Source organism: Halopseudomonas laoshanensis (genome assembly GCF_008365385.1).
Lineage (GTDB): Bacteria > Pseudomonadota > Gammaproteobacteria > Pseudomonadales > Pseudomonadaceae > Halopseudomonas > Halopseudomonas laoshanensis.
The window spans coordinates 1-24267 of sequence record NZ_QOVF01000006.1; the positions used below are offsets into that span (position 1 = coordinate 1).

Below are 24267 nucleotides of genomic sequence, written 5' to 3' on the forward strand. Positions count from 1 at the left end.
AACCAGTACTAATTGCCCGTGTGGCTTGACCATATAACACCCAAGCAATTTGGTGTGGTCATGACACCGATGAACGACAATCCGAACTTGGATTGAGATACAAGTTACCAGCAACACCCATTTCTATCACCGAACCACCCCTTTACGCTGTGTAGACTAACACCTGCACAGCAACGAATTGCTTGACGACCATAGAGCATTGGAACCACCTGATCCCATCCCGAACTCAGAAGTGAAACGATGCATCGCCGATGGTAGTGTGAGGTTTCCTCATGTGAGAGTAGGTCATCGTCAAGCGCTATACCAAAACCCCGGATATCGAAAGATGTCCGGGGTTTTACTTTGCGCGCAGGAAAACTCACACAGCAGACCGCGCACAGCACCGACACCCGCAAATCATCCTCATTGGCCGACCTTTACTTGGTCATGCCTGGCCCACCCCGTCATTCCCGCGCAGGCGGGAATCCAAACGTAGGTTCAGACCTCGCACATCTCTACAGTTTCTTGCGATGGCGGTTAAGGTCACAATGGTTTCCTCCTGCGCGGGAATGACGGGGAGGTTGGAGCGAAGGGTGGGGCCAGAGGCGGGTAGCGAGTAACGCCTAGGGCGAAGGTGATGGGTGCAGAGACGTTCGCGAAACGGATCACTGATTACCAGCACAAATGCGCCATTGACGCGCTCACCAAGCACCCCCCGCACCCTCTTGCAGCTTGCAGCTGAAATTACTGCGCCGCTTTTTTCCACTCCTCTTCCTGCAGCAGTCGCCACATGATCTTTCCGGTAGGAGACTTGGGAATGCTGTCAGTAAACTCGATCACCACCGGGCATTTATAAGCGGCCATGTTGCTCTGGCACCAGTCGATGATGTCCTGTTCAGTGGTCGCTTCATTACCGGCTGACAGCACGACAAAGGCCTTCACGGTTTCACCACGGCGGGGATGCGGTGTAGAAATCACGCAGACTTCGCGAATGGCTGGATGCGAGTACATGAGCGACTCGACCTCGGCCGGCCAGACCTTGTAGCCTGACGCGTTGATCATGCGTTTGACGCGGTCTACGAGGAAAAAATAGCCTTCTTCATCGTAGTAACCCAGATCCCCGGAGCGGAAGAAGCGGTGACCATCGACTTCTACAAAAGCCTCCTCAGTGGCCTCCGGACGGTTCCAGTAACCCTGGAATATCTGCTCGCCGCGCATGATGATCTCGCCAGTAACGCCAACGCCGACTTCTTCCAGGGTTTCGATATTGATCACCCTGGAGTCGACGCCAATAATCGGAATACCGAGACATTGTGGTTTGCATGCCTGAGGCGGATTGACGTGAGTAGGCGCGATGGTTTCTGACAGGCCATAGCCTTCCATATAAATCAGGCCGGTTTTGTCGATCAATTTGGCCGCGACAGCTGCGGGCATGGCTGCACCGCCACCGCCGATGCTTTTCAGTGAGCTGATATCGTACTGATCGATATCCGGATCGGAGAGCATATCGACGACCATGGTCGAAATATTCCGCCAGGTATTTACCTTGACCCGCTGGATAAGCTCGGCTGCGACCTTGCGGTCCCAACGAGTCATCACGACCAGCGTGCCGCCAGCGTACAGCGTGCTATTCATGCACGATTGCATGCCGGTGACATGAAACATGGGTACTGACACCAGGTGTACAACATCATGTTGCGCATTGGTCCAGACCGCGCCATACACGGTAGTGGCCATGACGCTGTGGTGTGTATGCACACAGCCTTTGGGGTTGCCAGTAGTGCCAGAGCTATAGGGGATAACGCACAGATCATTGGGGCCCGCGGTCAGCGGCCCTGGCGTCAGGTTCGCGGTCAGGGCGGCTTGCCAGCGGGTCACGCCGGGTAGCTTGGCATCGGTGGCAGGCTCGCGCACTGCCTCGGGCAGGTTTAGATTTGTAGGTTCGGTAACGTATTCAGAGTAAGCGCTGACGATCACCTCACGCAGATGTCCCTGGCCAACATGCTCGGAGATGTGCTCGACCAGCTCTTGGGCACAAAGGGCCACCGGCGCCTGGGTGTCTTCAATCAGATACTTGATCTCGGCCGAGCGATTCATCGGGTTGACCGGCACTACTACGGCATTGGCGCGCAAGATGGCGAAGTAGCCAATAATATATTGCGGGCTGTTCTGCATATACAGCAGGACCCGGTCGCCAGCTTTCACGCCGGCATGCTGCAGGTACCCAGCGATGGCCTCGGCCTGTCGCTTGAATTCGTTATAGGTAACATCCGTGCCGTAATAATGAATTGCGGGATGCTCGCCAAAGCGCAAGGCCGAGACGGTAAGGTTGTGAAAGACGCTGGTGGCGGGCAGCTCCAGCTGCCTTGGGACTTGAGGGGGCCAGACGTTGAAGTGGCGTTCGAACATGCGCGAGCTACCTGTGACTGTTGTTGTTTTAACGGTGCATCCAGGGCCTATATGCTGACGGCCAGCGATGCCATTTATTATCGTGACACCAGAGTAGCGCCTTATCGAGCCTATTGTGAACCGCCAGTCATTTTGGTGTTGGCCGGTCATAAGCAGCTGTAAGGTTGCCCTCACTCAAGGCCGGGCAGGGGACCAGATACACTGTTGGATAAGGTATAGTAGAGGCCTATTATTGTCAGGCTAAGCAAGTCTGAAGCGACTGTGTGCAGCGCTATATCAGCCACAAGAGGAGCACTTCCGATGAGTCAGGATCGCGTTATTATTTTTGATACTACCCTGCGTGATGGCGAGCAAAGCCCTGGCGCATCCATGACCAAGGAAGAAAAACTGCGCATTGCCAAGGCGCTGGAAAAGCTCAAGGTCGATGTCATCGAAGCGGGGTTTGCGATCGCCAGTCCGGGTGACTTTGCCGCGGTGAAGCTGATCGCCAATACCATTCAGGACAGCACCATCTGCAGCCTGTCCCGCGCGATGGATGCCGATATTGACCGCGCTGCAGAAGCACTTGCGGGCGCCAACCACGGGCGCATTCACACCTTTATCGCCACCAGCCCTATCCATATGCAACACAAGCTCCGCTTGCAGCCGGATCAGGTAGTGGAGCAGGCGGTTCGCGCGGTCACGCGTGCGCGTAATCTGTGCCCGGACGTAGAGTTTTCCTGTGAGGATGCCGGTCGATCGGAGATCGATTTTCTCTGCCGTATTATCGAAGCCGCAATCGATGCCGGGGCGCGGACGATCAATATTCCCGATACCGTCGGTTATGCGATCCCCCACCAGTTTGGCGAGATGATCAGACAGATCATTCAGCGCGTGCCTAATGCTGACAAAGCGGTGTTTTCGGTCCATTGCCATAACGATCTGGGTTTGGCCGTGGCCAACTCGCTAGCGGCAGTTACCGCCGGGGCTCGGCAAGTTGAATGCACGATCAACGGGTTGGGTGAGCGCGCGGGCAACGCTGCTCTTGAAGAGATCGTCATGGCAATCCGCACCCGTGAGGACGTGTTAGGCGTGCAGACCGGCATCGTCACCGAAAATATCCTCGCTGCATCCAGGCTGGTGTCAGGAATAACCGGGTTTGTCGTGCAGCCGAACAAGGCCATCGTCGGCGCCAATGCCTTTGCTCACGAGTCAGGCATTCATCAGGATGGGGTGCTAAAGCACCGCGAAACCTATGAAATCATGAGTGCCCAGTCAGTCGGCTGGCATACCAACAAGCTGTCATTAGGTAAGTTGTCTGGCCGCAACGCGTTTCGGTCGCGTCTGGCTGAACTCGGCATAGAGCTGCAAAGTGAAGCGGATATGAATCTGGCCTTTGCACGATTCAAGGAACTGGCAGATAAGAAACATGAGATTTTCGATGAAGATCTGCAGGCGCTGGTTTCCGATACGCTGACCGAGGTCGTCGAACATGTGAAGCTGGTTTACCTGGATGTTGCCTCGCGCATGGGCGAGACCCCGCAGGCCCGGGTGGTGTTGAATGTTGATGGTCTAGAGCGGGAAGCCAGTGCGCCAGGTTCCGGTCCGGTGGATGCGACCTTCAAGGCCATCGAACAGATCATCTGTTCAGATTCCATCTTGCAGCTGTATTCGGTGAATGCGATTACACAGGGTACTGACTCCCAGGGCGAGGTCACCGTTCGGTTGGAAAAGGCCGGACGCATCGTCAACGGTAATGGTGCGGATACCGACATTGTTGTGGCCTCAGCGAAAGCCTATATCAACGCGTTGAATCTGATGCGTGAAGGTGCGTATCGCGCGCATCCCCAGGCGGCCGCAGTCTGATGCGCGAATCAGTACGGTTGGCTTATCTCGAAGCCATGGGTGTAACCGGATGGGTACCAATACAGACGCTCGCGCATGCGGCTTTGCGTTCCGCGCCGGAGCCCGAGTTGCCAGCAGAAAACATCCAGCAGCGCCTGGAACCGGCGTTGGCAACAGGTGCGGACGCGGTTATCGATACGCGGAGCGCCGAGCAGCCGACCTCTGCGAACGTCGAGCGCGCGGCTGTACCTGCACCCCGTAAGCATGAGCTGCCGCGCGTGTCGCCGCCGAAGCCGGCTACTTTGCCAGCAAAAATCGAACCCGAAGAAGAAACGGTGGCGCCGGCCGTCGAGCTTACTCAGGTAGCGCCGTTTTATCTGCAGCTATGGATGGCGGGGCCCTGCGCGTTGCTTATCGAAACGCCGGACCCGGGTATCGAAAAGGGTACGCCTCACTATAACTTGCTGGGCGATATCCTCCGCGCTGCACAGTTGCCAACCACCCCGCAGTTACATGCTGACTTCCGCTGGCCATTGAGCCGGAACCCGCAAGTGGCGCGCAGCGCGGCTGCCGCCAGTGAGGCGCTGCAGGCATTTATGCAGGCCCGTCTGGAGCTGGCTCCCGTTAGCTCAATAGGTTGTTTCGGTACCGCGGCGGGTCTGCTTGCCGAAGCTGACCCGCAGCAAGCACAAGCCCTATGCGGCCGGGAGGAAGCGCTGGATGGTTTGGTTGCGGCATGGTTTGCCCCGGATCTGCAGACATTAATGAATCAACCTGAGGAGAAAGCGCGCCTATGGCATTTGTTAAAGCGGGTAATGCCGCGCTGGCAGGACAGGGCATGAGCGAATTGCATTACCGAGCGATGCTCGAAGCGGACCTGGACGAGGTGTTGAGTATCGAAACCGCCGCGTTCAGTCACCCCTGGACGCGCGGTATCTTCCAGGACTGCGTACGCTCCGAATACGAATGCTGGTTGCTGTTTAGCGGAAACCAGCAGGTAGGCCATACCGTTCTTTCCGCTGCCGGCGATGAGTCGCATTTGTTGAATATCACCATCAGACCTGAGAATCAGGGCTTCGGGTTGGGCGCTGCGTTGCTGGAATTCATCATCGACCGCGCCAAACAGCGCAAGGCGGAGGTGACCTTCCTAGAAGTCCGGGCTTCGAATGAGGCGGCTGCGAGGCTTTACGAGCGCTTTGGGTTTAATGAGATCGGACGACGGCGAAACTATTACCCCGCAGCGGGTGGCAGAGAAGACGCTTTGGTAATGGCTTATTCGTTGATTGACTAGATGTGTTCCAGACAAGGTGGTGTGAATGACTGATTTGACGCAGCTGTTTGATAATAACCGCGCGTGGGCTGAATCCATCACGAAGGAAGATCCCGAGTTCTTCTCCAAGCTGGCAGGTCAGCAAGCGCCTGAGTATCTGTGGATTGGTTGTGCCGATTCCCGAGTGCCGGCCAACGAGATAGTCGGGCTGTTACCGGGGGAGCTGTTCGTGCACCGGAACGTCGCCAATGTGGTACTGCATACTGACCTGAATTGCCTGTCTGTTATGCAGTTCGCCGTGGACGTGTTGAAGGTCAAACATATTATCGTCACCGGTCACTACAACTGTGGTGGTGTGCGTGCGGCGATGCATAACAAGCAGCTCGGTCTCAGCGATGGTTGGCTGCGTTCGATTCGCGATCTGTATTATGAGCAACGTAATAAACTCAGCCTGATAGAGAGTGAAGAAGCTCAGCTGGACCTGATGTGTGAGTTGAACGTCAAGCGTCAGGTGGCCAACGTCAGCCACACCAGCATCGTTCAGAACGCTTGGCACCGCGGCCAGCCCTTGAGCGTGCATGGTTTTATTTACGGTCTCAAAGATGGACATCTGAAGGACCTGGACGTGTCTGTAGATAACGCCGAGCAAATCCCTGAGCAGTATCGGCTGAGCCCCCCTTGAACCCGCAGGCACGTTCCTGGGCCATGGCCGGACTGGTGGTCTGCACCCTGGCCTGGGCCGGCAATGCGCTGGTAGCGCGGGCCAGCGCGGGCATGTTACCACCGGTGGGGCTATCATTCTGGCGCTGGGTTACTGCGATGTGTCTGCTATTGCCGTTCACCGCCCGCGGGCTCTGGCGTTATCGCGATGTACTGCTAACCCATTGGAAACAGATTGCCGTGCTGGCCGCTGCCAGTATTACCAGTTACAACACTCTGTTATATGTGGCGGCCCAGAGCACTACCGCGATTAATATCACCCTGGTCAATACGGGTCTGCCGGTATCGGCATTTATCTGGACGCTGATTCTCCTGCATCAGCTACCCACTCGCGCAACGCTGCTGGGCACCTTGCTGTCGTTTATCGGCTTGCTGGTGATCCTCACCACTGGCGATCCGTCCCGCCTGCTGGCCCTGCAGTTTAATCCCGGTGATCTGATCATGGTGATTGCGGTGCTCACCTGGGGTCTTTACTCGGTGTTGTTGAGGCGCTGGCCTATGCCATTGCCCGGCTTGATTCAGTTGGCTGCGATGCTGATATGCGGCGTGCCGCTGCTCTTCCCGTTTTACCTCTGGGAATACAGCCAGCTCGGCGCTATGCCCTTCAGTTGGCATGCCGCCGGTGCAATAGCCTATACCGCCGTGATGGCTTCGCTGGTTGCCTATCTGGCCTGGAATAACGGCGTCAAGGTTCTAGGGCCGGCCACGGCTTCGTTGTTCAGTTATCTGATGCCGGTTTTTGCCGCACTGCTTGGCGTGATTCTGCTGGGAGAGTCGCTGCACTGGTATCACCTGGTCGGCGGCGCATTGACCTTCGCCGGCTTGGTGCTGGCAACGCGTGAAGGACGGCGTACATGAGACGTTTGTGTGTTATCCCGGGTGATGGCATCGGTCAGGAAGTGGTGCCGGTCGCGGTGCGTGTGCTTGAGCGATTGCTGCCGGACCTGCAGGTAACCGAAGCCGAGGCCGGTTGGGACTGTTTTCAGCGGCTTGGGCAATCCGTGCCCGAGGCGACCCTGCAAGCGATGCGTGATTGCGGTGCGGGACTGTTTGGTGCCGTCTCTTCCCCCTCGAACGCCGTAGCAGGCTATCGCAGCGCGATACTGACCTTGCGGCAGCAATTGGCGTTGGGCGTGAATCTGCGGCCGGTCCGCAGCTGGCCGGGTTTGTCGGACAGATCTGGTGTGGACCTGTTGATCCTCCGCGAAAACAGCGAAGGGCTTTACGTGGGCAAGGAACATATGGCCACTGCCGATCTGGCTATAGCCGAATGCCACATCAGTCGTCAGGCCAGCGAACATATTGCCCAGCGCGCCAGCGAGATCGCGAAATTGCGCACTAGCCGACGGATAACTCTGGTGCACAAAGCAAACGTACTGCCGTTAACCTGCGGTTTGTTCAGGGATAGCTGCCGTAAGGTGCTGGATGCCCATGGGCTGTCTGCCCTGGTAGACGAGCGCCTGGTAGATGTGGCCGCCTTACAACTGGTAGAGAGGCCAGAGGAATTCGATCTGATCGTCACCACTAACCTGTTCGGCGATGTGCTTTCGGATCTGGCCAGTCACTGGGGTGGCGGGCTGGGTTTGGCCCCTTCGCTAAATTGGGGGCAGGGCATTGCCTTGGCCGAACCGGTACATGGCAGCGCGCCGGATATCGCCGGAAGCGGCAGGGCGAATCCGTTGGCTGCGGTGCTCAGTGCAGGTTTGTTGTTGCGCTATCACTGGCAGCTTATTGAGCAAGCGGACCGCCTCGACAGGGCAGTAGAGGGTTTGCTGAGAAGCATGGGGAAAGCCGATTGGGGCAAGCATACAACCCGACGGGCAGAGCAGGAACTAATCGCGCGGCTTTAGGCTGTAAAAGCGACAAACAAAAAAGGGCTAGCCGAAGCTAACCCTTTGAAATTGTTGGTGGCTACACCTGGACTTGAACCAGGGACCCCAGCATTATGAATGCTGTGCTCTAACCAACTGAGCTATGTAGCCATCCGAGGCTGCGCATTATTCAGTTGCGCGGGATGAAAGTCAAGCGCTCCAGGCGTTTTATTTGCGTGTCTTATCAATCGGTTAACTTTCGCAGTCATGCAACGCAAGGGCAGCCATTAAACGGGTGGTTATCCGTTACTCGCTGCCCAGTTCCAGCTTGGTGAATACCTGTTCGCCTTCGGCTTCCGCCTGGGTGCCGACGTCGAGCAGATAGACGCGTGAAGCCTCGAGATTGGCGTTATCTACCAGATAGGCCTTGATGGCGTCATTCCGCTGTTGAGCCAATCTGCGCAGGATGGCGGTGTTCTGCCCCCATTGCGATGTGATGGCCTGACGCAGATTGCTTTCGCGCTCCTCGGCTGGCAAGGCCTGCCAGTCTGCGGGAATGTCCTGCTTGAGTCTGGTCTGGTAGATGTTTTCGAGCATCTCGCGTTTGTCTTCTTCGGCCACAGTGAGTTGGCTGGCGTCTTCGGGTACTTCCTCGCCGCGTTCCTGCAGCTGCCGCAACTTGCGTTGCTGGAATTCCCGTTCCAGGCGCTGTTCGCCTATCAGTGGGCCATCTTTCGCTGGGGCGCTCATGCCTTCGACTTCGAGTAACAGGCCGGGGCGATCACGCAACGCCGTGGCTAGCGTGTCCAACGCCTGCTTTGCCTGTTCATCCAGTTCTGCGCTGCCGGGCTGGAAACCGATCTGGCTGAGATCGGCGTCGTTGCTGCCGCTGACCAGGTTGGCGAGCATCTTGAAAGGTGCTTGCACGGCACGTTGCATCAGGTTGCCCAGGGTCTGCCAGATGATCGGCATGACGCTGAATTCAGGGTTGTTCAGGTCGCCACTGATGGGCAGTTCAATATCGATATTGCCACGCGAGTCCTTGAGCAGTGCGACAGCCAGGCGCACCGGCAAATCAACGGCATCGGGGCTATCGACGCGCTCACCCAACTGCAGATCCTCAAGCAGCACCTTGTTCTCGGCACTGAGCTGGCCTTGTTCTATACGGTAATGCAGGTCGAGATTCAGGCGGCCTTTGCGGATGCGGTAGCCGGCGAACTTGCTGGAGTAGGGCGTCAGCGTGGTGAGCTCGACATTGCGAAAGCGGGTGGTGATATCCAGGCTGTTCAGCGGATCAAACGGGGTGACACTGCCCTTGATGGTGACGGGCGCGTAGCGGTCCACATTGCCGGTAATATCGACCTCTGCTGGCTGATCGCTCTGGTTGTCCAGTGTGCCAATCTGGCCATTCAGTTGGGCGATGGCCGTGCCGAAAGGAGGTCTGAGGCTGAAGTCGGCAAAGTTGGCTGAGCCGTCTTCAATCCTGACGCTGCCGATCCGAATGGCCAGCGGTTCGCGATCCGCCCCCTCGGCGTCTTCCGCCTTTGCTGAGGCCGGGTCTGGTTGGGCGATGATCAGTTCATCGATGTTGGTACTTAGGTCCTGGTTGATGATAAAGCGCCCGTAAGGCTGTACGAGGGCCGCGCGCTCAATTGCCAGTGCGTTATCCTGAAAGGCTATACCGTCGAGCTGCAGGGCTTCCCACTTAAGCAGATCGCGATTGCGGACCGTGTCGAGGATATGCAACTGGTCAACTTTCGCCGTGCCGTTGATGCCAAGATTCAGCGGCTCACCGGCGTCGATGGCGACATCCAGAGTGCTGTCCAGGCGGCCGCTGCGCAGCTCCATGCGCACAAACGGCGCCAGATAGGCCTGGGCCAGGCGCAAGTCGAGACTTTGTGTAGTGACTTTCAAGTCGGCGGAAAGGGGGCTGATCTGCGCTTGGCCCTCGGCGGTCAGTTGGCCGCGCTCGCCTACGCCAGTGCTGAGTATCAGACTGAATGGCGTGTTGCCTAAACTATCGAATTCGGCAATTTCCAGCTCCAGCGGGCTGAGTAACAGTGTTACGTCTTCGTCGGGCTGACGATCAGTCAGATGCAGCTGATTCTGACTGAGCTGCGCCTGGTTCAGCAATACACGCCAGGGCTCGCTAGCGGGATCCTCAGGCTGCTCCGAGGTAGCAAATACTCTCAGCCAATTCAGTTCGCCTTCTTCGCTGCGTTCTATCCAGGCTTGCACGGCGGAGCTTGCCAGTTTACCAATGCGTACCTGGCGGGCTGCCAGATCCACCTGCGTATCACTGACCGTTATTTGCTCCAGTTGCAGCAGGGGCTGCTGATCAAGATCCTGAATCGCCAGTTCGCGAAGGTCGATCTGGGTATTCTCCAGAGTCAGTTCAAGAGCGGCGGACATGTCCAGGTGATAGTCACTGCTAAAGCCCATATTGCCCTGGCTCAATACCAGCGGCAGTTGTTCGCGTACGTAGGGCCAGAAAGTGCCTAATTGCGCATCGCTGATGCTTAGCTGTCCTGTTGAGCTCAGCGGGCTTATGCTTAAAGTGCCTTGCCAGTCCAGCTTCGCACCGTCCGGGCCGCTGGCGGCCAGGGTCATGTTGGCATCGTCCTGGGTCACCGTGCTTAGATTGCGCAACTCCAGATTGATAGCATCGTAGGCAAAGGTGACCTGGTCTGTCGGCCGTTGATCCTCGAAGTACAGACTGTTCTGGATCAGGGCCAGGTGCTCGATGCGAACGGGGAAGGGTTCGCTGGCAGCGCTTTCTTCTTGCGCTTGCTCCTGGCTGTCGGCGGGATCAATCAACTGGGCCAGATTCAGAGTGCCTTGCTCGTCGAAGAGTATCTGCACGTGGGCCCGCTCGAGCTTTAGCTCGGCCAGGTGCACTGCACCGCTCCAGAGCGACTTCCATTCCAGGTTGGCATATAGCCGCCGCCAGGCCAGGTCCGGTTGCTCCTTCGCGCCGACGACCAGTTTGCCGGCTTCCAGTTCCAGCGTAAAAGGATTGAATTCAAGCTGCTCAAGCTGGGCGGGTACGGTTAAGCGCTTTTCCAGTTGCTGATTGATCAGATGTAATGCAACACCTGGCAGCAAGAGAAAACCCAATAATGTATAAACAAACAGGCCGACCAAGAGCGATACGGCAACCATTTTCGTTCGTTTTGGCATGGAGTGCTGACAACCTCTAAGCGCAAATGTAGGCGAAGTATGGCACGGGTGGCGCGGGGCTGTGGTTTTTTGCGGGCAAAAAAATCCCCCGCGGCGGGGCGGGGGTTGGGTGTTGCAAGGCTCTAGCTCAGACGTTGAAGCGGAAGTGCATCACGTCGCCGTCCTTGACGATGTACTCTTTTCCTTCCAGGCGCCACTTGCCCGCTTCCTTGGCACCGGCTTCACCGTTGTACTTGATGAAGTCGTCATAGGCGATAACTTCAGCGCGGATGAAACCCTTTTCGAAGTCGGTGTGGATCGCGGCCGCTGACTGGGGTGCGGTCGCACCAACCTTGACCGTCCAGGCGCGCACTTCCTTTACCCCAGCGGTAAAATAGGTCTGCAGGTCGAGCAACTGATAGCCTGCACGGATTACGCGGTTCAGGCCAGGCTCTTCCAGGCCCAGGGATTCAAGGAACATGTCTTTTTCCTCGCCGTCGTCCAGCTCGGCGATCTCCGCTTCGATCTTGTTGCACACGGGCACCACAATCGCGCCTTCTTCGGCGGCAATGGCGTTGACCACATCCAGGTGCGGATTATTCTCGAACCCATCTTCAGATACGTTGGCGATATACATCACCGGCTTGCTGGTCAGCAGGTGGAAACTCTTGATCAGTTGCTTGTCTTCCGCGCCCAGGTCCTTGATCAGCGAGCGCGCAGGTTTGCCTTCGCTGAAGTGCGGAATGAGTTTTTCCAGCAGGGCTTTCTGCGCTACGGCTTCCTTGTCACCGCCCTTGGCATTGCGGGCGACTTTGTAGAGCTGCTTTTCGCAGCTGTCCAGGTCAGCAAAGATCAGTTCCAGATCGATAATTTCGATGTCGCGCTTGGGGTCAACACTGTTGGAAACGTGAATCACGTTGTCGTCTTCAAAGCAGCGCACAACGTGGGCAATGGCATCGGTTTCGCGGATGTTGGCCAGGAACTTGTTGCCCAGACCCTCGCCCTTGGAGGCGCCCGCTACCAGGCCGGCGATATCGACGAACTCCATGGTAGTCGGTAGCACTTTCTGTGGCTTGACGATGGCCGCCAGGGCGTCCAGGCGCGGGTCGGGCATGGGCACTATGCCGCTGTTTGGCTCAATGGTGCAGAAAGGAAAGTTTTCCGCCGCGATGCCGGATTTGGTCAACGCATTGAACAGGGTGGATTTGCCAACATTAGGCAGACCGACGATACCGCAATTGAATCCCATACTGGTGTCCTCTGCCGCACGGCGGCGAATAATGTAATCAGGCTTTGAAACTGTGCAGGCGCTGCATGACCTTGGGCCAGTCGCCATCAATCATGCCTGGAAGTTCGCGGATGGCTTCATCGACGCAGGCTTCCAGGGCTTCCTGTTCGGCTTTGGGCGCGCGGCCCAGTACAAAGCCGGTCACCTGCGAGCTGTGGCCGGGATGACCGATGCCGAGTCGCAAGCGATAGAAGGTATTCTGATTGCCCATGCGGGCAAGTATGTCTTTCAAACCGTTGTGCCCACCGGTCCCGCCGCCTTGCTTGCACTTGACCACGCCGGGTGGCAGGTCCAGTTCGTCATGGGCGACCAGTATCTCTTCGGGGGTAATACGGTAGAACCCAGCCAGTGCGGCAACGGCCTGACCACTGCGGTTCATGAAGGTGGTGGGAATGAGAAGGCGTACATCCTGGCCTTGCAGGCTCAGGCGACCAGTCAGCCCGTAGAACTTGCTTTCCATACGCAGGGCGACGTCATGCTTGTCTGCCAGGCGCTCAATAAAAAGGGCGCCAGCGTTGTGACGGGTCAGTTCATATTCAGGTCCAGGATTTCCCAGGCCGACGATCAACTTGATTCCCTGTGTCACAACGAGGCGCCCCTCTTGGGTTTCAGCTGGATGAATTACTCCGCTGATTCCTCACCATCGGCCTTCGGTTCGCTTTCCGCGGTGTCTTCTTCATCAGACACAACACGTGGAGCGTGAACGTTGGCTACGGGCAAATCGTGATCTGCGCCTTGAGCCAGAGCAACAATGCTCACGCCCTTTGGCAGTTTAAGATCAGTCAGGTGAACGATGCCGCCCAGCTCGATCTCGGCCATGTCCACTTCAATGAACTCGGGCAGATCTTTCGGCAGGCAGGTTACTTCCACATCAGTCATGGTGTGGGAGATGATGCCGCCGCCTTGCTTGACGCCAACGCAAGTTGCTTCGTTGATGAAGTGCAGGGGTACGTGCACGGTCACTTCGTGGCCGGCAACAACGCGCAGCAGGTCAGCATGCATCACGTGGCCTTTGGCCGGGTGACGCTGCAGAGCCTTGATCAGCACGTCCTGCTTTTTGCCATCAACGTTCAACTTGATGACGTGTGAAAAGAAGGCTTCGTTTTCAAGCGCTTTCTTCAGTTCACGGGCTTCCAGTGAAACGCTCTGGGGAGCCTTTTCGCCACCGTATACAATGGCAGGTACCATATCGGCGTTACGACGCAGGCGGCGGCTCGCACCTTTCCCCAGATCATCACGCGCTATCGCTTTAAGAGTGAAGTCGACCATAGTTAGTCTCCTTGCTGAACATCCGGGCACTTGCGACCAGCGCGTCGGATGATTGATATAAACCCGGCTGTCATCAGCCAGGCTGCTTACCCAGCGCCCTGTTCCTAGCGGAACATGGCGCTGATGGATTCTTCATTACTGATGCGGCGCATCGCCTCGGCGATGATCGGCGCCATATCCAGCTGGCGGATACGATCACAGGCGGCGCTCGGGCCGGTCAGTGGGATGGTGTTGGTCACCACCAGCTCGTCGAGCACCGAATTGGTAATATTATCGATCGCCTTGCCGGACAACACCGCGTGAGTCGCGTAGGCGAAGACCTTTGCGGCGCCATGTTCTTTAAGCGCCTTGGCCGCATGGCATAAGGTGCCGGCGGTATCGACCATGTCGTCAATCAGGATGCAATTGCGACCTTCGACATCCCCGATGATGTGCATGACTTCCGACTGGTTGGCCTTGGGTCGACGTTTGTCGATAATCGCCAGGTCGACACCGATCTGCTTGGCCACGGCGCGGGCGCGAACTACGCCACCAATATCCGGAGACACGATCATCAGGTTGTCGTGACGCTGGCTGACCAGATCGTCGACCAGTACCGGCGAGCCGTAGATGTTATCCACCGGTATGTCGAAAAAGCCCTGGATCTGATCGGCGTGCAGGTCGACAGTCAGTACCCGGTCAACACCAACGGTGCCGAGCATGTCGGCGACCACTTTAGCGCTGATGGCCACACGCGCCGAACGCGGACGGCGGTCCTGACGGGCATAACCAAAGTAGGGCATGACGGCGGTGATGCGTGACGCTGAGGAGCGGCGCAGGGCATCGGCCATGATCACCAGTTCCATCAGGTTGTCGTTAGTTGGTGCGCAGGTGGGCTGGATGATGAAGACATCCTTGCCACGGACGTTCTCGTTTAACTCGACAGTGACTTCGCCGTCGCTGAAACGGCCAACCGAGGCGTCGCCCAGGGGAATGTGCAATTGACGCACGACGCGTCGTGCCAGATCGGGGTTGGCGTTCCCCGCAAAAACCATCATCTTGGACACGCTGCATTACCTTTTTTGGGTAGTGGTCAGTGCGATGAACCCGCAGCACGGCCATGCAAAAGCATTGGACCCGAAGCGGATTCAAAATGTAGTGGTTGCTGCCGGAGAAAATGGCAGGGGCGGCTGGATTCGAACCAACGCATGGCGGGATCAAAACCCGCTGCCTTACCGCTTGGCTACGCCCCTGTAACTGTCCGGATGCACGGCTGCATCCTTATTACGCGTCTTTGTTGAGCATTTGGTGTAACGGTGATCTGTTACATCCGTGTGCGACAAAGCTTTGTAGAGTGGCTGGCAACCGGGCGCGAACTTTATCAGCTTCGCGTTCGTTTGGGAAGGCCCCAAACACACAACTGCCAGTTCCGGTCATCTTAGCCTCACAATAATTGTTTAGCAAGATCAAAGCGTTACGTATTGCTGGATAACGCTCTTCCGCGACCGGCAGGCAATCATTACGACCACCTTGTTCTCGGAAGGCCGCTAATGTAATGGCCTGGGTATCACGCGTCAACCTCTGATCGGAAAATATCTCTGCGGTACTGACATGGCAGTCAGGTACCAGCACCAGATACCAGGGCTCATCCAGCTCTACGGGAGTCAGCTGTTCGCCGACGCCTTCGGCCCAGGCGGCCTGGCCAAGCACGAACACCGGCACGTCAGCGCCCAGCTGCAGCCCTAGTGCAGCAAGCTCTGCGCCGTTCAGGCCGGTCTGCCATAGATGATTGAGGCCAACCAGTGTGGTCGCCGCATCGGAGCTGCCACCACCGAGTCCGCCGCCCATGGGCAAGCGTTTATGCAGAGTGATGTCGGCACCCAGTCTGGTGTTGGTATGTTGCTGCAGCAGACGGGCAGCGCGGGTAACAAGATTGTCGTTCATGCTCACGCCGGGCAGATCGGCGCGCAGCAGCACCTGCCCGTCTTCGCGAACTCTGAAATCCAGCGTATCGGCGATGTCCAGAAACTGAAACAGGGTCTGCAGCGTATGGTAACCGTCCGCACGCCGCCCGGTGACGTGCAGGAACAGGTTGAGCTTGGCGGGGGCCGGCAGACTCAGAGAAGCAGGGTTCATGGCAGTGCGCGGGGCTCCCAGTGGGTGACGACCAGTGTCAGCAGCACATCGTGCCCAGACAATTGCATGCGCTGGGGTAATTGCATCTCGCCGACAGTCTGGTAGCGGCTATATTCAATGGTCCAGCCGGCCTGGTTCAGTCGCGCCAGGCGGCTGTCGGTATCCAGTTGCAGGCGGCTGGGGCTGTCCGGCGCCGGCAGACCGCGCACCCACCAGAGCAGATGCTCAACCGGCAATCGCCAGCCGATCTGCTGCTCAAGCAACTCTTCTGCAGAAGCGGCGCGCATGGTCGGCTGCCCGGCGATATCCAGCACGATACCGTCGTTGTTGCCTTGTAATTGGGTTGCTCCGCGCCCTAAAGGCCCGGCCAGACGGATGTCATAGCTGTCCCGCTGTTGTTCCCAATACAGCGTGCCGCTGCCCGACTCCTGGGGCGAGCGCACGCCTATCTTGCCCTGAATCAACCAGGCCTGGAGTGGTTCAACACTTTGCCGATGGACTTTCCAGGCCAGAGTATCGCCGCCCAGTTCAAGGGTTTCGCGCTGGTGCAGGTTGCTACAGGCGGCCAGGGTAGTGATCAGTATCAGTAATGACAGATTGCGAAACAGGCGCATGGGTTCAGTTGCTTTCCAGACGTTGGCGGATGGACGGGATCAGATCGTTCTCTGGGTCGGTCTTCAGCGCTTCGTCCCAGATCTTTCGGGCCTCCCGTTGTTTGCCCTGGGCCCAGAGTACCTCTCCCAAATGCGCAGCGACTTCTGCATCGGGGTAGGCAGTATAGGCTTTACGCAAATAGCTCTCGGCTAGCTCGAGATTGCCCAGGCGATAATGGACCCAGCCCAGGCTGTCGGTAATGGCCGGATCATCCGGGTTGAGGCGCGCTGCCTGTTCAATCATTTGCAATGCTTCATCGAGCCGCTCGTTGCGGTCGGCCAGCGTATAACCCAGTGCGTTCAACGCCATGGCATTGTCCGGCTCGCGTTCGATGATCGTACGCAGATCCACCTCTAGCTGGTCGGGCTGGCCCAGTTTCTCTGCGAGCATGGCACGGGTGTACAGCAGACTGCTGTCGAACTCATATTGCTGCAGCGCCTGGTTCACGCGCTGCATGGCCAGGGCTGGCTCGCTGGGGGCAAGCGCTTCAATTTCGATCAGATAAAGCTGTAGCGCCAGATCCGGGCGGGCTGCTCGATCGGCTTCCAGAGTTTTACCCAGTTCCTCGGTGCGGCCTTGTTCGGTCAGCAACTGGCTGATGCGCAAGCGCGAGGTGAGAAACTCACTTTCACCCTGGACCCCTTGCCATGCCCGCAGGGCGTCGTCTGGGCGGTCGAGTCCCTGGTAGGCAATGCCCAGGTGATACCGCGCGGTAGCATTTTCCGGGTCAATTTCCAGCAGGCGCTCAAAGTGCTGAGCTGCGGCTTCGAATTGCTCGCCTTCCAGATTGATCAGCGCGAGCGACAGCAACAGGTCCAGATCATCGGGGTTGTGCTGGGTGAGTAGGGTGAACTGCGCTCCGGCGGCATCCAGTTCGCCTTCGGACACCAGCAGGCGAGCCAGCAGCAATCGCATGCGGCTGTCATCAGGACTCTGCCTCAAGCCTTCCTGCAACAGGCTGATGGCGTCATCGCTTTTGCCCTCGGCAGCCAGCAGGCGACTATGCAGCATCAGCGCCGGCGGCGCAGACGCTGCTTCAGGATTAGCCTCGAGCAATGCCAGCGCCTCATCTTCGCGCTCGTCCTGCTGCAGCAACAGGGCATTGGCAAAAATCAGCTGGGCGTTCTCGGGGTTTTCTGCGACCAGACGCTCGACGCTATGCAGCAATGCCTTGTGCGTCTCGCCGTCACTCTGAGCGGCGGCCAGTGCCAGAAAGTCGAAATGCGTTTCGCCCTGCATGGCCAGCACCTTCTGCATCGCCTGCATGGCTTCTTCGTGCTGGCCGGCGCGGGCCAGGTGCAAGGCTGCCGAGCGGAAGGCGTCGGCATTCTGCGGGTCTACTTCAGTCCAGAGTATCGCCATATCCAGCGCTGGGCGTTGGGCGCCGAGAAACTCGGCCACGCGCATCGCGCGCTCGACCACGCCTGGATCACGGGTTTGCTCGGCTTGTAACAGGTAGTTACCTAAGGCCACGTCATATCGATTACGCTGCCCGGCAATTTCCGCCGTCAGCAGGTCATACAGCGTATCCTTGCGGAAGTTGCCATAGACTACTGACGCTTCAGGTGCCTCGACCTCTTCAGCCTGAGTCGCCGGTGCAGGCTCAGGTGCTGTCGGGCTGGTGCTTGTGGCAGCGCAGCCGGTCAGAATCAGGCCCAGGCCGAGGCTCAGCAACGGGCGTTGGAAGACTGCCTTGATGGGATGGCTCATGCGTACTCTGGAGTTGTTCGGCGGAGACTTCATCATGACACAGGATCTATTGCAAACCCACTGGGTCAAGGGAATTGATCGCCACCGGTATACATAGGACAATTGCACGTTATGTTGGCATAAACGGGACACCATGGGCTTCCTCGCGTTCGGGATCAATCACAAGACTGCAGCTGTCGATCTGCGTGAACGGGTGGCGTTTGCCCCTGAGCAGCTGGCCGATGCCTTGCGCCGTCTGCGTGATGAAACTATGACCCAGGAAGTGGCGATTCTTTCCACCTGCAATCGCACCGAAATCTACTGCTCGCAGGATCATCCCGACGCCGAGCGCCTGTTGAACTGGTTTGCCGGCTTTCACGGGATGACGTTGGAGGAGTTGCGCGGCTGCAGTTACCTGCACAGCGATGCGGGCGCCGTCACGCACATGATGCGTGTGGCCGCCGGGCTGGATTCAATGGTGTTGGGTGAGCCGCAGATTCTCGGGCAGATGAAAGACGCCTGGCAGTCGGCGCGCACCGCCGGCACGCTGGGTCCCTATCTGGATCGGCTGTTCCAGAGCACCTTCAATACCGCCAAGCAGGTCCGTACCGATACCGCGATTGGCGAAAACCCGGTCTCGGTGGCCTTTGCCGCGGTCAGCCTGTCGCGGCAGATTTTCAGTGATCTCAAACGCAGCACCGCGCTGCTGATTGGCGCCGGGGAGACCATAGCACTGGTCGCCCGGCACCTGTTTGAACAGGGTGTGGGCCGGATTATCGTGGCCAACCGTACCCTCGAACGGGCCGAGCTGCTCAGTGAACCGCTCGGAGGTCAGGCGATTCTGCTCAACCAGATCCCGGATTTTCTCGCCCAGTGCGATATCGTCATCAGTTCCACTGCCAGCCCGCTGCCGATTCTGGGCAAGGGTGCGGTAGAGCGCGCGTTGAAGCAGCGGCGGCACAAGCCGATGTTCATGGTCGATATCGCCGTGCCGCGGGATATCGAGCCCGAGGTAGGCGGGTTGGCCGACGTGTATCTGTACACGGTTGACGATCTGCATGAAGTCATCGAAGACAACCTGCGCTCGCGGCAGGACGCCGCCGAGGCCGCCGAACGGCTGATCGATCTGGGCACCCAGGAGTTTATGCAGCGTCTGCGCGCGCTGGCGGCGGTGGATGTGCTGCGACGTTACCGGGTCAAGGCCGAGGCGATGCGCGATCAGGAACTGGCCAAAGCCCAGGCGCGTCTTGAGCGCGGTGCGGACGCTTCGGTGGTGATGGCCGAAATGGCCCGCGCGTTGACCAACAAACTGCTGCACGACCCAAGTGTGCAATTGAAACAGATGAGTGCCGAGGGCCGTGCCGAAGCTCTCGCGCTGGCCCAGGAGCTGTTTGCCCTGGACGATGTGACTACCACGCAAGGCGAATCATGAAGGCATCTTTATTAAACCGGCTGGACATCATGCAGGAGCGCTTCGAGGAACTATCGGCGCAGCTCAGCGATGCCGAGGTGATCAGCGATCAGACGCGTTTTCGCGCCTATTCCAAGGAATATGCCGATCTGGATGCGACCATCCAGTGCTATATCGGTTGGCAGAAAGTCCAGGCTGACCTGCTTGAAGCCCGCAGCCTGCTCAAGGACAGCGATCCGGACGTGCGCGAGATGGCCGAGGAAGATGCTGCCGACTGTGCATCGCGTTTGGCCGAGATCGAAGAGCGGCTGAATTTTCTGCTGCTGCCGAAAGACCCGAATGACGAGCGCAACGTGTTTCTCGAAGTGCGTGCTGGTACTGGCGGCGATGAGGCGGCGATTTTTGCCGGTGATCTGTTCCGGATGTACAGCAAGTACGCTGAACGACAGGGCTGGCGCATCGAAATCCTCTCGGAAAATACCGGCGAGCATGGCGGTTATAAAGAGGTTATCGCTCGAGTTGAAGGCCAGGGCGTGTATGCCCGGCTGAAATTCGAATCGGGTGCCCATCGTGTGCAGCGCGTGCCGGAAACCGAATCCCAGGGCCGCATTCACACTTCGGCCTGCACTGTGGCGATCATGCCAGAGGCTGACGAGCAGGCGCAGATCGAGATCAACGCTGGCGACTTGCGCGTTGATACTTACCGCTCTTCTGGCGCGGGCGGCCAGCACGTGAACAAGACCGACTCGGCCATTCGCCTGACGCATTTGCCCACCGGTATTGTGGTCGAGTGTCAGGAAGAGCGTTCCCAGCACAAGAACCGGGCCAAGGCCATGAGTCTGCTGCAGGCGCGGCTGGATAACCGCCAGCGCGAGGCGCAGGAAAAGGAAATGTCCGACACGCGGCGCTCGCTGGTTGGCTCCGGTGACCGCTCAGAACGTATTCGCACCTATAACTTCCCGCAGGGGCGCTTGACCGATCACCGCATCAATCTGACGCTCTACAGCCTCGATGATGTAGTACAGGGCAACCTGGATCAGGTGATTGAACCGCTACTGCGTGAATACCAGGCTGATCAGTTGGCTTCTCTGGAACAGATCTGATGACCTGCATTGCCGATTTGCTGGCGCAGGTTGAGCTGCCGGATTCGACGACGCCGGATCTGGATGCCCAATTGCTGCTGACCAAGGTATTGGGCAAGTCGCAAAGCTACTTGAGAACCTGGCCAGAGCGCGAGCTGGATGCCGAGCAATTGGCGGCCTACGAACAGCTGATGGCGCGACGACGCCAAGGCGAGCCGGTAGCTTATCTGCTCGGCCAACAGGGGTTCTGGAGTCTTGATTTACAGGTTAGCTCGGCCACCCTGATTCCCCGCGCCGATACTGAACGTTTGGTCGAGCTGGCGCTGGAGTTGGGGCCACCTGGCGCGGCACGGGTATTGGATCTGGGGACCGGTAGCGGCGCGATTGCGTTGGCACTGGCCAAAGAGCGCTCTGAGTGGCAAGTACTCGGCTGCGACACCGTGGCGCAAGCTGTTGAGCTGGCTGAGCGTAATCGACTGGCTCATAAGCTTGGCAACGCCCGCTTTGTACAGAGCAATTGGTTTTCAGCTTTAGCCACCGATACCTTTGAATTGATCGTCAGCAACCCGCCATACATTGCCGACACGGATCCGCATCTGCAGCGCGGCGATGTTCGCTTCGAGCCCGCCAGTGCGCTGGTTAGCGGTACCGACGGGCTGGATGCAATCCGGCAGATCATCGAGCAGGCACCAGCGCATTTGCACAATCATGGTTGGCTGCTGATCGAGCACGGCTGGGACCAGTCTGCGCCCGTAGGCGAGCTGTTGCAGCAGCGCGGATTTGCTGCAGTGCAATCCTGGCAGGATCTGGCTGGCCACCAGCGTGTCAGTGGAGGGCAATGGCGTGGATGATCAGCAGTTGCTGCGTTACAGCCGGCAGATTCTCTTGCCGCAGATTGATGTCGAGGGCCAGCAGCGGCTGCTCGATAGCCGCGTTCTGATTGTCGGCCTAGGTGGTCTCGGCGCGCCGGTTGCCTTGTATCTGGCTGCCGCAGGTGTCGGTACTCTGGTCCTGGCAGATCACGACCAGGTCGACCTGACCAACCTGCAGCGGCAGATCATTCATCACACCGCTGATATCGGCAGGGCCAAGGTGGACTCTGCGGCCGATCATCTGCTGGCGCTCAACCCGCAGATACAGATTCGTCGGCTGCAGCAGGCCCTGGCCGATAGCGCGCTGCAGGATGCGGTAACTGGCGTAGATCTGGTGCTCGACTGTTCAGATAATTTCGCCACCCGCCAAGCGGTCAACGCCGCCTGCGTGGCCTTTAACAAACCACTGGTTTCCGGTGCGGCCATTCGGCTGGAGGGGCAGTTGAGCGTGTTCGACCCACGCATTGCCGAGAGCCCCTGCTACCAATGCCTTTACGGAAATGGGGATGACCAGACGTTGAGCTGCAGTGAAGCGGGTGTGATCGGGCCGTTGGTGGGGCTGGTAGGTAGTTTGCAAGCGCTTGAAGCGCTGAAGCTGCTAGCCGACTTTGGCGAGCCGCTGGTTGGCCGTCTGCTGTTGATCGATGCGCTTACCAGCCGCTTTCGGGAGATGCGTATTCGCCGCGACCCCGCCTGCAGCTGCTGTGGAGCACGCGCGTGAACGACGCCCCAGTAGGCGTCTTCGACTCCGGCGTCGGCGGTTTGTCGGTGCTGCGTGAAATTCGTCAGCAGCTGCCCAATGAATCGCTGCTATATGTCGCCGACAGTGGCTACGTGCCCTATGGTGAGAAAAGTCCAGAACAGATACGCCAGCGCAGTCGGGCGATTGCCGATTTTCTGTTGGGGCAGGGCGCCAAGACCCTGGTGGTGGCCTGCAACACCGCTACTGCAGCAGCGGTAAATGATCTGCGCAGCCTCTATGACCTGCCAATTATCGGGATGGAACCTGCGGTCAAGCCTGCCGCGCTGGCCACGCGCAGCGGTATCGTTGGCGTGTTGGCGACTACCGGGACTTTGCAAAGCGCCAAATTTGCAGCCTTGCTGGATCGCTTTGCCGGCTCGGTAAAGGTGATTACCCAGCCCTGTCCCGGGCTGGTAGAGTTGATCGAACAGGGGGAGTTGCAGGGGCCGCGGATTGAAGCGTTACTGCGTGGTTTTACTGCACCTTTACTCGCCGCCGGCTGCGATACGCTGATACTTGGCTGCACGCATTACCCGTTTATTCGAGGTGTTTTGCAACATTTGTTGCCTGCGGAGGTCAATCTTATCGACACCGGGGCCGCAGTGGCCAGGCATCTACACGGCAGGCTGGCGGACGCCAACCTGCTGGCAGCGGGTCCAAGCGTCGCCGAGCGGTTCTGGACCAGCGGAAATGTGGAGCAGATGCGAAATGTGTTGCCGGTCCTTTGGAAGCATGATGCCAAAGTGGAATGGTTACCGGTGTAAATTCGACTAAGCTCTGAACTGAAGTCTTGGTCACTTTTGCCAAACGTTTTTTTCAGGAATGGATAGATGAAGAAAAGTAGTCTTTGGGTAATGGCCGGCCTGTGCGCCGCGCTGCTCACACAGCCGGCATTTGCCGCCCGCGGTTTCACACTGGAACTGGGCCAGAGCTCGGAGTCCGATCCAACCTATCGGGCTGGCATGCAGTTCGATTTTGGCAAGCCGATTTGGCAGAGTGATGGTGGGGCGATGGAGCTTGGCGGTTATTGGGACGCTGGTCTGACCTACTGGGATGGGATTGATGCCTTCAGTGCCACGCTGGCACCGATGTTCCAGCTGAACTTTCCTCGTGCCATGAACACCGTCACCCCCTTTGTTGAGGCGGGTATTGGCGCAGCCTTGTTCTCCAAGACTGATCTGGCACCCGGTGCTGATATCGGCTCGACCTTCCAGTTCGAGGATCGTATTGGTCTGGGTATGCGTTTTGCTTCCGGCTCGGAGCTAGGTGTGCGTTATTACCACTACTCCAATGCCAGCATCAAGCAGCCGAATCAGGGCATCGATAAAGCTGCGTTGTACTACCGCGTCAACTTCTGATCAGAAGAGCCGGGCTCTGGCCTGGTTGACGATGACAAAAATGCCGAGGTGAACTCGGCATTTTTGTTACTGCGGTAGACGCATCAGTGCTTGTGCAGGCTCAACTGACGTAGCCGGAATTGCTCGCGATACAGGTGTGCGAAACCGTGCAGCAGCGGATACATGATCGCCCAGCAGATCGCCAGGATCACCGCACTGAGTTGTGTGCCGAGGGGCAGCCTGACCTCTGCCAACGCGGCGCCGGCGAAGTAGGAGAAGGGTCCGGCAATGGCGCCCAATACACAGGCCATCCACAGCGGTTTTGCGCTCCAGGCCAGGCAATGATTCAACGTGGTGCCGAGCATGGCCCACAGCAGCACTAGCCATAACGGTGCCAACAGCGGCTCGCCGGTAAATTGGAAAACCCCCATCTGCAGCAGGAACGAATCCAGCGCGGCGCCTGCCAACATAACGCTGACCACCAGCTTGCCTTCAGCCGCCCAGGAACTGATCCAGGTGAAGTGCACGATCAACGCTGCCAGCGGCACCAGCAGCCACACACTGGTGCCGCCAAGTACACAGGCAAACCAGCCAGCCTGGAACAGCAACGCATTGGCGATCAATTTCACCGGCATA

22 protein-coding genes, 2 tRNA genes and 1 rRNA gene are annotated in these 24267 nt (G+C 58.2%); 13 read left to right on the plus strand and 12 right to left on the minus strand.

The genetic code is table 11. The features are described 5' to 3' along the window. Window positions 1-181: 181 nt before the first annotated feature. Window positions 182-297, plus strand: a 5S ribosomal RNA gene (rrf, locus tag DT594_RS15430). Between the two features lie 426 nt (window positions 298-723). Here the strand turns inward: rrf and DT594_RS15435 are convergent. Continuing rightward, window positions 724-2388, minus strand: coding sequence for a long-chain-fatty-acid--CoA ligase (locus DT594_RS15435; protein WP_149333594.1), 1665 nt, complete (start codon window positions 2386-2388; stop codon window positions 724-726). Between the two features lie 300 nt (window positions 2389-2688). Between DT594_RS15435 and DT594_RS15440 the strand changes: the two genes are divergently transcribed. The 6 genes from DT594_RS15440 to DT594_RS15465 are packed head-to-tail and all read left to right on the plus strand — an operon-like array spanning window position 2689 to window position 8052. After that, window positions 2689-4233: a 2-isopropylmalate synthase gene (locus DT594_RS15440; RefSeq protein WP_149333596.1), complete on the plus strand. Its 1545-nt coding sequence runs from the start codon at window positions 2689-2691 to the stop codon at window positions 4231-4233. Then, window positions 4233-5054, plus strand: a complete 822-nt coding sequence (locus DT594_RS15445; RefSeq protein WP_149333598.1) for a hypothetical protein — start codon at window positions 4233-4235, stop codon at window positions 5052-5054. The genes DT594_RS15440 and DT594_RS15445 overlap by 1 nt, the downstream gene beginning before the upstream one ends. Then, window positions 5051-5503: a ribosomal protein S18-alanine N-acetyltransferase gene (gene rimI, locus DT594_RS15450; RefSeq protein WP_149333600.1), complete on the plus strand. Its 453-nt coding sequence runs from the start codon at window positions 5051-5053 to the stop codon at window positions 5501-5503. The genes DT594_RS15445 and rimI overlap by 4 nt, the downstream gene beginning before the upstream one ends. Before the next feature lie 25 nt (window positions 5504-5528). After that, complete coding sequence (gene can, locus DT594_RS15455) at window positions 5529-6164, plus strand: carbonate dehydratase (protein ID WP_149333602.1); 636 nt, start codon at window positions 5529-5531, stop codon at window positions 6162-6164. Window positions 6165-6187: 23 nt separating this feature from the next. Beyond that, complete coding sequence (locus DT594_RS15460) at window positions 6188-7060, plus strand: DMT family transporter (RefSeq protein WP_149333844.1); 873 nt, start codon at window positions 6188-6190, stop codon at window positions 7058-7060. Continuing rightward, a complete protein-coding gene (locus DT594_RS15465) occupies window positions 7057-8052 on the plus strand; it encodes an isocitrate/isopropylmalate dehydrogenase family protein (RefSeq protein ID WP_149333604.1) in 996 nt (331 codons plus the stop codon). Before DT594_RS15460 ends, DT594_RS15465 begins: the two co-directional genes overlap by 4 nt. A 55-nt stretch (window positions 8053-8107) precedes the next feature. Here DT594_RS15465 and DT594_RS15470 read toward each other — a convergent pair. From DT594_RS15470 to DT594_RS15515, 10 genes are all read right to left on the minus strand, one after another. Continuing rightward, a tRNA-Met gene (locus DT594_RS15470) sits at window positions 8108-8184 on the minus strand. Window positions 8185-8319: 135 nt separating this feature from the next. Next, window positions 8320-11193 (minus strand): DUF748 domain-containing protein, encoded by a 2874-nt coding sequence (locus DT594_RS15475; RefSeq protein ID WP_149333606.1) that lies wholly within the window; start codon window positions 11191-11193, stop codon window positions 8320-8322. A gap of 127 nt (window positions 11194-11320) precedes the next feature. Then, the gene (gene ychF / locus DT594_RS15480) at window positions 11321-12421 is read right to left on the minus strand and encodes a redox-regulated ATPase YchF (RefSeq protein WP_149333608.1); all 1101 of its coding nucleotides are present in this window, start codon (window positions 12419-12421) and stop codon (window positions 11321-11323) included. A 37-nt stretch (window positions 12422-12458) separates the two neighbouring features. Continuing rightward, window positions 12459-13046 (minus strand): aminoacyl-tRNA hydrolase, encoded by a 588-nt coding sequence (gene pth, locus DT594_RS15485; protein WP_246164663.1) that lies wholly within the window; start codon window positions 13044-13046, stop codon window positions 12459-12461. Window positions 13047-13081: 35 nt separating this feature from the next. Next, window positions 13082-13729, minus strand: coding sequence for a 50S ribosomal protein L25/general stress protein Ctc (locus DT594_RS15490; RefSeq protein ID WP_149333610.1), 648 nt, complete (start codon window positions 13727-13729; stop codon window positions 13082-13084). Between the two features lie 104 nt (window positions 13730-13833). Continuing rightward, entirely contained in the window at window positions 13834-14775 is a 942-nt protein-coding gene (locus tag DT594_RS15495) for a ribose-phosphate pyrophosphokinase (protein ID WP_149333612.1), read from the minus strand. A gap of 111 nt (window positions 14776-14886) precedes the next feature. After that, window positions 14887-14961, minus strand: a tRNA-Gln gene (locus tag DT594_RS15500). 31 nt (window positions 14962-14992) lie between these two features. Continuing rightward, window positions 14993-15844 carry a 4-(cytidine 5'-diphospho)-2-C-methyl-D-erythritol kinase gene (gene ispE, locus DT594_RS15505; RefSeq protein ID WP_149333614.1) on the minus strand — a complete coding sequence of 284 codons (852 nt, stop codon included), beginning with the start codon at window positions 15842-15844 and terminating at the stop codon, window positions 14993-14995. Further along, window positions 15841-16458, minus strand: coding sequence for a lipoprotein insertase outer membrane protein LolB (gene lolB, locus DT594_RS15510; RefSeq protein ID WP_149333616.1), 618 nt, complete (start codon window positions 16456-16458; stop codon window positions 15841-15843). The genes ispE and lolB overlap by 4 nt, the downstream gene beginning before the upstream one ends. Before the next feature lie 4 nt (window positions 16459-16462). Then, window positions 16463-18208, minus strand: coding sequence for a tetratricopeptide repeat protein (locus tag DT594_RS15515; RefSeq protein WP_149333618.1), 1746 nt, complete (start codon window positions 18206-18208; stop codon window positions 16463-16465). 133 nt (window positions 18209-18341) lie between these two features. Here DT594_RS15515 and hemA point away from each other — a divergent pair, with 133 nt between their 5' ends. The 6 genes from hemA (at window position 18342) to DT594_RS15545 (ending at window position 23652) form a co-directional block, all read left to right on the plus strand. Beyond that, complete coding sequence (hemA, locus tag DT594_RS15520) at window positions 18342-19619, plus strand: glutamyl-tRNA reductase (protein WP_149333620.1); 1278 nt, start codon at window positions 18342-18344, stop codon at window positions 19617-19619. Then, window positions 19616-20701 (plus strand): peptide chain release factor 1, encoded by a 1086-nt coding sequence (gene prfA, locus DT594_RS15525; RefSeq protein ID WP_149333622.1) that lies wholly within the window; start codon window positions 19616-19618, stop codon window positions 20699-20701. The genes hemA and prfA overlap by 4 nt, the downstream gene beginning before the upstream one ends. After that, window positions 20701-21531 carry a peptide chain release factor N(5)-glutamine methyltransferase gene (prmC, locus tag DT594_RS15530; protein WP_149333623.1) on the plus strand — a complete coding sequence of 277 codons (831 nt, stop codon included), beginning with the start codon at window positions 20701-20703 and terminating at the stop codon, window positions 21529-21531. Before prfA ends, prmC begins: the two co-directional genes overlap by 1 nt. After that, on the plus strand, window positions 21524-22273 hold the full coding sequence (locus DT594_RS15535; protein ID WP_149333625.1) for a molybdopterin-synthase adenylyltransferase MoeB: 750 nt from the start codon (window positions 21524-21526) through the stop codon (window positions 22271-22273). The genes prmC and DT594_RS15535 overlap by 8 nt, the downstream gene beginning before the upstream one ends. Continuing rightward, window positions 22270-23058, plus strand: a complete 789-nt coding sequence (gene murI, locus DT594_RS15540) for a glutamate racemase (protein WP_149333627.1) — start codon at window positions 22270-22272, stop codon at window positions 23056-23058. The genes DT594_RS15535 and murI overlap by 4 nt, the downstream gene beginning before the upstream one ends. Window positions 23059-23124: 66 nt before the next feature. Further along, on the plus strand, window positions 23125-23652 hold the full coding sequence (locus DT594_RS15545; protein ID WP_149333629.1) for an acyloxyacyl hydrolase: 528 nt from the start codon (window positions 23125-23127) through the stop codon (window positions 23650-23652). 83 nt (window positions 23653-23735) lie between these two features. On the opposite strand, the gene DT594_RS15550 is transcribed toward DT594_RS15545, so the two are convergent. After that, window positions 23736-24266, minus strand: a complete 531-nt coding sequence (locus tag DT594_RS15550) for a DUF2878 domain-containing protein (protein ID WP_149333631.1) — start codon at window positions 24264-24266, stop codon at window positions 23736-23738. Window position 24267: the final 1 nt, after the last annotated feature.

Coding starts and splice junctions, on each gene's coding strand:
- ispE (WP_149333614.1), bottom strand. CDS start 15,844: ATGAACCCTGCTTCTCTGAGTCTGCCGGCCCCCGCCAAGCTCAACCTG.
- can (WP_149333602.1), top strand. CDS start 5,529: ATGACTGATTTGACGCAGCTGTTTGATAATAACCGCGCGTGGGCTGAA.
- DT594_RS15490 (WP_149333610.1), bottom strand. CDS start 13,729: ATGGTCGACTTCACTCTTAAAGCGATAGCGCGTGATGATCTGGGGAAA.
- DT594_RS15440 (WP_149333596.1), top strand. CDS start 2,689: ATGAGTCAGGATCGCGTTATTATTTTTGATACTACCCTGCGTGATGGC.
- lolB (WP_149333616.1), bottom strand. CDS start 16,458: ATGCGCCTGTTTCGCAATCTGTCATTACTGATACTGATCACTACCCTG.
- DT594_RS15435 (WP_149333594.1), bottom strand. CDS start 2,388: ATGTTCGAACGCCACTTCAACGTCTGGCCCCCTCAAGTCCCAAGGCAG.
- prmC (WP_149333623.1), top strand. CDS start 20,701: ATGACCTGCATTGCCGATTTGCTGGCGCAGGTTGAGCTGCCGGATTCG.
- DT594_RS15545 (WP_149333629.1), top strand. CDS start 23,125: ATGAAGAAAAGTAGTCTTTGGGTAATGGCCGGCCTGTGCGCCGCGCTG.
- DT594_RS15515 (WP_149333618.1), bottom strand. CDS start 18,208: ATGAGCCATCCCATCAAGGCAGTCTTCCAACGCCCGTTGCTGAGCCTC.
- DT594_RS15465 (WP_149333604.1), top strand. CDS start 7,057: ATGAGACGTTTGTGTGTTATCCCGGGTGATGGCATCGGTCAGGAAGTG.
- ychF (WP_149333608.1), bottom strand. CDS start 12,421: ATGGGATTCAATTGCGGTATCGTCGGTCTGCCTAATGTTGGCAAATCC.
- DT594_RS15550 (WP_149333631.1), bottom strand. CDS start 24,266: ATGCCGGTGAAATTGATCGCCAATGCGTTGCTGTTCCAGGCTGGCTGG.
- DT594_RS15445 (WP_149333598.1), top strand. CDS start 4,233: ATGCGCGAATCAGTACGGTTGGCTTATCTCGAAGCCATGGGTGTAACC.
- DT594_RS15475 (WP_149333606.1), bottom strand. CDS start 11,193: ATGCCAAAACGAACGAAAATGGTTGCCGTATCGCTCTTGGTCGGCCTG.
- DT594_RS15460 (WP_149333844.1), top strand. CDS start 6,188: ATGGCCGGACTGGTGGTCTGCACCCTGGCCTGGGCCGGCAATGCGCTG.
- rimI (WP_149333600.1), top strand. CDS start 5,051: ATGAGCGAATTGCATTACCGAGCGATGCTCGAAGCGGACCTGGACGAG.
- hemA (WP_149333620.1), top strand. CDS start 18,342: ATGGGCTTCCTCGCGTTCGGGATCAATCACAAGACTGCAGCTGTCGAT.
- prfA (WP_149333622.1), top strand. CDS start 19,616: ATGAAGGCATCTTTATTAAACCGGCTGGACATCATGCAGGAGCGCTTC.